The organism is Vibrio chemaguriensis, assembly GCF_012275705.1.
GTDB classification, from domain to species: domain Bacteria; phylum Pseudomonadota; class Gammaproteobacteria; order Enterobacterales; family Vibrionaceae; genus Vibrio; species Vibrio diabolicus.
The window spans coordinates 21,264-29,901 of sequence record NZ_SHOE01000037.1 but is presented as its reverse complement, the minus strand read 5'-3'; the positions used below and the strand labels follow the sequence as shown (position 1 = coordinate 29,901).

Here is an 8,638-nt window from a genome sequence, read left to right as displayed (position 1 = left end):
CACTACCGTATCAGTGCTCACTGCGTCTTCAGTGATGCTTTCTACGGCATCAACTTTGATAGTTGGCGCATCGTTTACTGGGTTAACGGTAACTACCACTTTCGCTTCGTCGGTCAATTGACCATCCGTAACGATGTAGGTGATTTCAGCGTCGCCATTGAAGTTTTCTGCCGGTGTGAACACCAGTTTGCCATCAATAATTTCGACTGTACCTTGAACACTCGGCACAGACGCCGATTGAATAGACAGCTCATGGCCATCCACATCGGTGTCGTTTGGCAGGACATCAATCGTCACTGGCGTGTCTTCGTCAGTAACCGCCGTGTCATCTTTTGCCACAGGCGCATCATTGACCGGTGTCACATCGACGTTCACCGTGGTGGACTCACTTACGCCACCGGAGGTGACGAAGTAGGTGAAGCTGTCTGTACCGTGGTAGTTGTCGTTTGGCGTGTAAGTCACGCTGCCATCAGGGTTGACCGAGACCGTGCCGTTGGCTGGGCCATTGTTGGTATCCAGCGACACCACTTTGTTGTCGCCTTCGAACGTGTCGTTACCTAAGACCTTGATGATGGTCGGCGTGTCTTCCACAACCGTCGCTTTGTCTGCCACGATGTCCGCCACAGGCGCTACCGTGAAGTCCACCGTTTGACTGACGCTCTCGCCGCTTGGATCGGTAGCAGTAAACGTTAGGGTTTCTGAGCCGTTCCAGTCCGCGGTTGGAGTGAACGTAGCAATGCCATTGACGATCGCCACTTGAATGTTGCTGTTGCCAGAGACGCTAAACGTTAACTCGCCATCGGCGTTATCCACATCGCTGAAAACGGTATTTAGATCGATGGTGTATGGCGTGAAGTCTTCTGCCAAGGTTTGGTCTGCGATGCTGCTTTCAATCACAGGCGTGTCGTTTACCTCATTCACCGTGACTTTGACCGTCGCTTCGTCAGTCAACGAACCATCGGTGACGGTGTAAGTGATCTCAGCGTCGCCATTAAAGTTTTCTGCCGGTGTGAACACCAGTTTGCCATCAATAATTTCGACTGTACCTTGGTCACTCGGCACAGACGCCGATTCAATGCTTAACGTATCACCATCGATGTCAGTGTCGTTTGGCAACACATCAATCGTTACTGAGGTATCTTCCTCTGTAATTGTTGCGTCATTAAGGGCAATAGGCGCATCGTTAACTGAGTTTACTGTTACCGAGACTTGAGCTTCATCCTCTAGCTCACCATCTGAGATGGTGTAGCTAATAGTTGCATTACCATTGAAGTTTTCAGCCGGAGTGAAAACAAGCTTACCATCGACAATCTCAACGATACCTTGCTTTTCTGATACAGAAGCAGAAGTAATGGATAAATCGTCACCTTCAATGTCACTGTCGTTAGCGAGCACATCAATTACAACCTGGGAATCTTCGTCAGTTTGAATCGCATCGTTAGTCGCTATTGGCGCGTCATTAACAGGCTTAATATCTAAATTAGCAGTGCCATTAATAACACCCCCATCGTCATCAATGATGTCATAGGAGAATGACACTTCAGTATCATCATCAGCTTCTGGGATATAAGTCCAAGATCCATCGTTGTTATCAATTAAAGTGCCATTCCCACTCTCAATAGTGACGTTTGTAACGATAAGAGTATCAGCATCGTCAATATCGACATTCGATAGTAATTCTTCGGTAGTTATCGTGATGCGATCGCTATCTTCTTCGATAGCGCTTAATGTCACTGGAGAATTAGTAAGTGGTTTATTTGAGCCATCTCCACTGGTTTCTATATTTGTTGCGAAAAAGTCATTTAAGGTCAACGCTTGTGTTTCAGATAAACCGAGGGATTCCAAGCCAATAGTTTCAAAATTTGTTGAGGCCAGTACTTCAGTGCCATCCCGTGCAATCGTGGCACTATTTTGTAAACTTGAACCACTGTTTTCACCCGCAGCTGGCGCGAGTTCTTCATCAACTATAGAAGGGTCTTGACCTTGCTCAATAGCACCAATAATTCGTGCCACATCATCTGAAATATCTTTTGAGCCTTGCTCTTCAGTTAGTTGAATGTTCAAATTTAGAGGTGCAGCATCTGTCGTTGCCACTACCACTTCACCTGGTAGGGGCTGTTGTCCTTCTGTTAGGACTCTCAGCTCCCCATCTAAACCTATTACGACGACTTGATTACCGAGTGACACTAACGCTGTACGATCCATATAAATCTTAACCCTAAATAACTGTCAAGTTTTTGACTAACAATACTAATTTGCTATATATTGCCTGATTATATAGTGCAATAACAGCAATTTGATGCTCAATTAAGTAATTATGTGTCATACATCAATAGGAATCTATGCGCATATTTGTCTTGTTTTAATAAAAGCCACTCAACTCTTGTCAAACATCAATTTCACTTTAAAATCGGGATCCTTATTCAAAATTTAGACCCACCAAATGAATTGATTTATCAAGAATGAAACAAATGAACAATGAATCAACAGGTTACTTCATCGTGTATTAATGTTATTGTGCGCTAAATTATTGACGCCCTTATAGGTATCCCACTTATAAGCCCTCTCACCTCGAGAAATTTTATTATTATCTAGGAGAATCACAGTGAAGTGGACTCGTGCCAACGCCTTTTGCATTGGTGTGTTCGCAGCTAGTCATGCTTTTGGGCAAACACTAGAGCAAGCGGTTGAAAACACATTAAAAACCAATCCTGACATCAAAAGTGCGTTCAATGAATTCGTTAGCAAGCAGTATGTGAATGAAGCATCTGGCGGTGCTTACCTCCCATCCGTAGATTTAGACGCCGGTATCGGTTATGAAGGCATTAACCCAGCAGAAGCAGGGCGAGATTCAACGGATCTAACAAGAAAAGAAGCGACCGTGACACTAACCCAGTTGATATGGGACGGTTCTGCGACACTTAACGATATGGATCGAACAGCAGCTGACGCAGAATCAGTTCGTTATCAACTGCTTGCTGATGCTCAAGACACGGCACTCGAAGTGGCAAAGGTTTACTTAGATTCAGTAAAAGCTTATGAAATTCTTACACTTTCAGAAAACAACTTGAAGGTTCATAAGAAGATCTACGAAGACATTAAAAAGCGAGTTAACTCAGGACTTGGGTCTACCGCTGACCTAACTCAAGTAGAAGCTCGTTTAGCAAAAGCTCACGGTAACTTGGTGGCGGCTCAGAACAACTTATATGACAGCCACACCACGTTTACACGCCTTGTCGGACAGTCCCCACAAGGATTGATTTTTCCGCGAGCGGACCAGAACTTTATTCCCTACACCATAGATGAAGCAATTGACTTGGCATTTGAATCGCATCCAGTAATCAAAATTTCGATGGCAGATGTAGACTCAGCTAAGTTCCAATATAAGCAATCTAAGGGAACTTACTATCCAACGATATCTGTAGAAGCGGCTCAAACGTGGCGTGATGATGCAAGCGGTATCGAAGGAAGCAGCGATGAAACGACAGCGATGCTGCGTATGCGTTACAACCTCTTTAATGGTGGTAGTGATGTCGCCAATGCTGAAAACTTTGCCTATCAACTAAACAAAGCCAAAGATTTACGAGAACGCGCATACCGCAGCGTTGAAGAAGGGCTTCGTCTATCATGGAGCGCGCTAGATTTAACGCTTCAGCAAAAAGAGTTTCTGGCGGATCACGTAGATTCGGCATCTGAAACTGTTATCGCCTACGAGAAACAGTATCGCATCGGTAAACGAACCCTTTTGGATTTGTTAAATACTGAAAACGAGTTATTTGAAGCGAGAAAAAACTACTTGGATGCTCGATATTCAGAGCAATACGCGAAATACCGTGTAATGAATGCGACCGGCCAATTGTTAAATGCCTTGCGAGTCGATGTGCCTAATTCTATTTGTATTAAGCCTTCTCGCCGTTACTCAACAGGTTGTTGCTGAAGACGAGTATGACTATCGACCTGTACCAAGTGCAGAGCAAATCGCTGACCTTCAAGATGAAGATAACGATGGCGTCATCAACGCTCGAGATATGTGCCCTGGAACACCGGAAGGCTCAGAAGTCGACAATGACGGTTGCGGCGAATACATTAAAGCATCAGATAACATGCAAGTGAGAATACTTTTTGCCAATGATTCTGATGAAATCAATCCCGTGTTCAGAAGACAAGTACGTGAACTGTCCGATTTTTTAAAAGAATACCCTACTACGTCGATCGAACTGCACGGCTACGCGAGTAAAGTTGGTGGCTCTCAGCACAACCAAGATCTATCAGAGAGACGAGCACGTAATGTCCGTGAGGCGCTATTGAGCTACAACATCGAACCGAGCAGAGTTCGTATTGTTGGCTTTGGTGATACTCACCTAGCGCAACAAGGTACCGATGAAGTCAGCCACGCTTTAAACCGCCGAGTAACTGCTTCTGTCGTTGGTTATAAAGGCGAGATTAAAAAAGAGTGGACAATATTCACTACCCTCCCTGAAAGGTAAAAATATCTGTATTAATGTTTGTTCAAACAAGCATTAATAAACCTAGAACGACATAAGAAAAGGAGCTTCGGCTCCTTTATTTTTACTCATTGCAATAACCGTATTATGCTTTAGGAATCGGCACTTTAGTGTTACCCTAGCGGCGTCATAACAACGAGAGTTTTGAAATGAGCAAACTTACATCAGATATCCAAGCAAACCTTGACCTTTTTGTTGCAGAAACAAAAGAAAACCAACTGGTTTGGGGTTTACGCAATGAAGAAGGTTGGCTATCTTGCGATTCAACTGAATTCGAAAACAGTGAAGTCATGCCTTTCTGGTCTTCTAAAGAAGATGCAGAAGCGCACAATGTTGAAGAATGGGCTGACTTCACTGTACTAGAAATCCCACTAGATATCTTTGTTGAAGATTGGCTTTTAACTCTTGCAGAAGATGGTGTTCTTGTTGGTACTAACTGGAACGATCAGCTAGAAGGCAAAGAAATGGAGCCTCAAGATCTAGCAAAGCTTTACATTGCATAACGACTCCTAGACCTCAACTTTATGTTGGGGTCTTTCTTTTGATGCTCTTTTTTTGATATATCGACCAAGTGCATAGTTTTCCTATTCTTTTTCTTCGTACACCCAACTCAATCACAACGCTGATCAATTAATAGCGCTATGATTCTCCAATTCCAAAGCAACAAAAGAACATAAGGCACGTTTAAATATGCGCACGCTCTATCCTTTGCTTGCGTCACTCTTACTCGCCCCGGTATATGCTAGTGACACTCAAGATATTGAGCCAGAACAAAATATCACGCAGTGGCACGCCGTTTATCAAACCACATTGAGAAGTAATCCTGACTCAGCATTAAGCATGCTTCAAGATCGATACCACACCGCGAAATCGCACAGCGAAAAACTCTACGTCAGCGGGCTGATTTATGAATATATGTCGAACATAAAGCAGCCGTACTATGGAAGCAGCCAAGTTCTCAACAATAACTTTGCTCAGTTAGAGTCAGAGTATATTCTTGCCTTAAATGAACGTAAGCATGGTAGTTATGACGCCTCAGTAAATAGCTTTTCTTCATTGCGACAAAAAATGAAGCAGACTTCAGATTCTGAAGGCAAAGCTTTGATGAACTATCAGCTCTGTTATACGTTGAATCAACAAGGTCATTATCACAAAGCAAACTTTTATTGCTCGTCGTTAGAAAGCCATCTAAGTCAACAACACCAAGAAAACTTCCCTATTGATCTCGCGTTACGTGTGGTAGCGAATAACTATAACTATCGTGGTGACTATGAAAAAGCGCTGAGCCTTTATCGAAAGCTGCTGGCCAACATGTCTGCTCAAAGCGATCCTTCTGGCATTTACAATGACGTCGGAAATTTGCTAGCAGAGCTTGGGCAGTTTGAACAATCAGAACAATATCTCATCCAAGCCCTACTCGCTCGTCAAGATGAAGGGACACCACTCAAAGTCGCCCAGGTCGAACATAGCCTTGGGGCAATGTATAAGAAATCCAAAGAATTCGATAAAGCCATCAATCATTATCAAAATGCATTAACAATACTCAACCAGCTCCAATACCCATATGGTCAAGGGTTAAGCTACTTAGGGCTGTCTGCGGTTTTAGCCGAAAGTGGGCAACTGGATACCGCAGTAGATTACATTAGAAAAGCTTTAGACATTGCTGAAACGTATGAAAATACGCACCTCGAAACGGAAGGGCATTTAGCTGCTGGGTTCGCGTATTTGAAAAACCATGCTACTGAAAAATCGATTGCACATGACAAAGTCGCGTTAACACTAGCGATCAATAACTCTAGACCATTATTACAGGCACAAGCTCAATTACTCCTTTCCAAAGCGTACCAAGCCCAAGGTGATTATAAACTGGCATTAGAGCACCACGAAGCCTATTCAACCATTGAATTGGCCAACCGAGACGCTAGCAATATTAAAGCATTAGAGGCATTAGACCTTACAAAGAAAGAGTACGAATATGATCTTCAAGTCGCTCGGTTGAATAATGAAAAAAGCTTAAATCAGCATCAATTTGAGAAGCTTACCGATCAAAAGCGCACTTATAATTTTGTGGTTTCCTGTTTGTTGGTCTTGCTCATTCTGGCATTGATACTTCAGCGACAAACACGACAAAAAGCCAAAATAGATAGTCTAACATGTGCGTTGAATAGAGCGGCAATTATAGAGACCATCAAAGGTCAAACCTCCAAAGCGGACGAAGACTTCCGCTATGTTTTAGCATTAATCGACCTTGATGACTTTAAGACGATAAATGATCAATACGGTCATCCGACTGGCGATTTGGTGTTACAGCAAGTTTGCCAAGTGCTTAAAGCTAAGCTCAATAAGGGAGAGTATATCGGCCGTTTGGGTGGAGAAGAGTTTATCTTATTATTGAAAAACGTCGATGAAATTGACGTTCCTTTCCGGGTGCAAAGCCTACACAAAACGATTTCAGAGAAGCGCGTACGCACGGTAAATAATAGTGATCTGAGTGTAACTGCTAGCTTGGCCTATCTATCAACATCAATGCCGCTTACCAACTTTGATGAACTTTATTCGATACTAGACCAAGCTTTATACCAGGCTAAAAAGCAGGGAAAAAACATCATTATAGACGCATACGATGAGCCAATTAGCCTAAGTTCTGACTATGTTAGCCAGTAAAACAAGGCACGACTAAACGTCAGCAGCCTGCTTGTTCACAAGAGACTGCATTACGGTCTCTTTATTGTTTAGGTAATCATCTAAGCCAGCTTTGCGCAAATCGCACGATGGGCAATCACCGCAACCATCACCAATGACCCCGTTGTAGCAGGTCAACGTATTTTCACGAACCAGTTGCAACGCGTCATATTGATCAGCTAACGCCCACGTTTCTGCTTTATTTAGCCACATTAGCGGTGTTTTGATCGTCAGATTACGGTCCATCCCTTGCACCAAAGCCGTGTTCATTGCTTTCACAAAATCGTCACGACAATCTGGATAACCACTAAAGTCGGTTTCACACACGCCAGTAATTACGGTTTCAGCCCCAATTTGGTAGGCGTAGATTCCTGCGAGCGTTAAAAATAGGATGTTCCGGCCAGGAACAAAAGAGTTTGGTAGGCCGTTTTCTTGCAATTCGTGTGAGACAGGGATGTCATCGCGCGTGAGAGAGCTAATCGCAAGTTCGTTTAAAAGGCCAACATCCATCACTTTATGCGCTTTGACACCAAGATCCTTTGCGATCTTTTGTGCCACTTCTATCTCTAACTTGTGGCGCTGACCATAATCAAAAGTAATGGCATGAACTTCATCAAACTCTTTAAGTGCTTGAACCAGACAAGTCGTGGAATCCTGACCACCACTAAAAACAACAACGGCTTTTTTCATTTCTCTCTCCGCTCTTAAGCAATACTTAGGTATTTATGAGTTTGAACAGACAAACGCCAATTGCGAGCGATGCACGTTTCAATACACAATTGCGTTGCACGAGGCTTTTGGCTAATAGGCTGCAATGCAATGACAGTCTCAACCGTGACATTCGCATTTGCCAATAGCTCATCAAGATGGTCGATGTCTTTTTGCGTACCAACTGGGTGCTTAATCTCATTCGCACGTTCTAACGCGCTATTGAGAACTGGCAGTTTACCCTTCATTGCCACTTTTGGGGACACGGTCACCCATGTATTTTCTGACGTGATGACTTCTGATGTGCCACTGGTTTCGATTTGGCATTGGCAACCCATATCCTCAAACGCCTTTGTTAAAGGGCGTAGATCATAAATACAAGGCTCCCCACCAGTAATCACGATATGTTTAGCATTAAAGCCTTGCAGTTGATATTGCTCTACGATGTTCTCGGCAGATGCGACGCACCATGTCGGAGAATCTTCCGTCTTCACCAAAATATCACCAATTTGGCGTTGGTCATTCTCATCTGCATACCACGTTTGTTTGGTATCGCACCATGAGCAACCAACCGGACACTCTTGAAGGCGAACAAACACAGCAGGTACTCCAGTGAAAACCCCTTCCCCTTGGATGGTTTCAAACATCTCATTTAGCTTATACAACGTAGAACTCACTCAACTCATAATACTTCGAGGCGAAGACCTTAATGGACACACGTGTCTAGGTCAATTTAAACCAAA

The 8,638-nt window shown here is 43.6% G+C and carries 7 protein-coding genes; 4 read left to right on the top strand and 3 right to left on the bottom strand.

What is annotated here, in order from left to right:
* Window positions 1–2,205, bottom strand: a 2,205-nt coding sequence (locus EX191_RS21705) for a tandem-95 repeat protein (RefSeq protein ID WP_195806553.1), incomplete at its 3' end; no start/stop codon positions are given.
* A 400-nt stretch (window positions 2,206–2,605) separates the two neighbouring features.
* Here EX191_RS21705 and EX191_RS21700 point away from each other — a divergent pair.
* From EX191_RS21700 to EX191_RS21685, 4 genes are all read left to right on the top strand, one after another.
* Window positions 2,606–3,937: a TolC family outer membrane protein gene (locus EX191_RS21700; RefSeq protein WP_193448464.1), complete on the top strand. Its 1,332-nt coding sequence runs from the start codon at window positions 2,606–2,608 to the stop codon at window positions 3,935–3,937.
* Window positions 3,879–4,487 carry an OmpA family protein gene (locus tag EX191_RS21695; protein ID WP_193448463.1) on the top strand — a complete coding sequence of 203 codons (609 nt, stop codon included), beginning with the start codon at window positions 3,879–3,881 and terminating at the stop codon, window positions 4,485–4,487. Before EX191_RS21700 ends, EX191_RS21695 begins: the two co-directional genes overlap by 59 nt.
* Window positions 4,488–4,654: 167 nt before the next feature.
* Window positions 4,655–5,008, top strand: coding sequence for a DUF2750 domain-containing protein (locus tag EX191_RS21690; RefSeq protein WP_005395049.1), 354 nt, complete (start codon window positions 4,655–4,657; stop codon window positions 5,006–5,008).
* A 187-nt stretch (window positions 5,009–5,195) separates the two neighbouring features.
* Complete coding sequence (locus EX191_RS21685; RefSeq protein WP_193448462.1) at window positions 5,196–7,169, top strand: tetratricopeptide repeat-containing diguanylate cyclase; 1,974 nt, start codon at window positions 5,196–5,198, stop codon at window positions 7,167–7,169.
* A 12-nt stretch (window positions 7,170–7,181) separates the two neighbouring features.
* Here EX191_RS21685 and queC read toward each other — a convergent pair whose 3' ends face one another.
* Together queC and queE are read right to left on the bottom strand one after the other, a co-directional pair.
* A complete protein-coding gene (gene queC / locus EX191_RS21680; RefSeq protein WP_104969424.1) occupies window positions 7,182–7,877 on the bottom strand; it encodes a 7-cyano-7-deazaguanine synthase QueC in 696 nt (231 codons plus the stop codon).
* Between the two features lie 14 nt (window positions 7,878–7,891).
* Window positions 7,892–8,542, bottom strand: coding sequence for a 7-carboxy-7-deazaguanine synthase QueE (queE, locus tag EX191_RS21675; protein ID WP_053807456.1), 651 nt, complete (start codon window positions 8,540–8,542; stop codon window positions 7,892–7,894).
* Window positions 8,543–8,638 lie beyond the last annotated feature (96 nt).

Excerpts from the sequence above, each read along its gene's own strand:
- EX191_RS21685 (WP_193448462.1), top strand. The coding sequence starts at position 5,196 with ATGCGCACGCTCTATCCTTTGCTTGCGTCACTCTTACTCGCCCCGGTA.
- EX191_RS21690 (WP_005395049.1), top strand. The coding sequence starts at position 4,655 with ATGAGCAAACTTACATCAGATATCCAAGCAAACCTTGACCTTTTTGTT.
- EX191_RS21695 (WP_193448463.1), top strand. The coding sequence starts at position 3,879 with ATGTGCCTAATTCTATTTGTATTAAGCCTTCTCGCCGTTACTCAACAG.
- queC (WP_104969424.1), bottom strand. The coding sequence starts at position 7,877 with ATGAAAAAAGCCGTTGTTGTTTTTAGTGGTGGTCAGGATTCCACGACT.
- queE (WP_053807456.1), bottom strand. The coding sequence starts at position 8,542 with ATGTTTGAAACCATCCAAGGGGAAGGGGTTTTCACTGGAGTACCTGCT.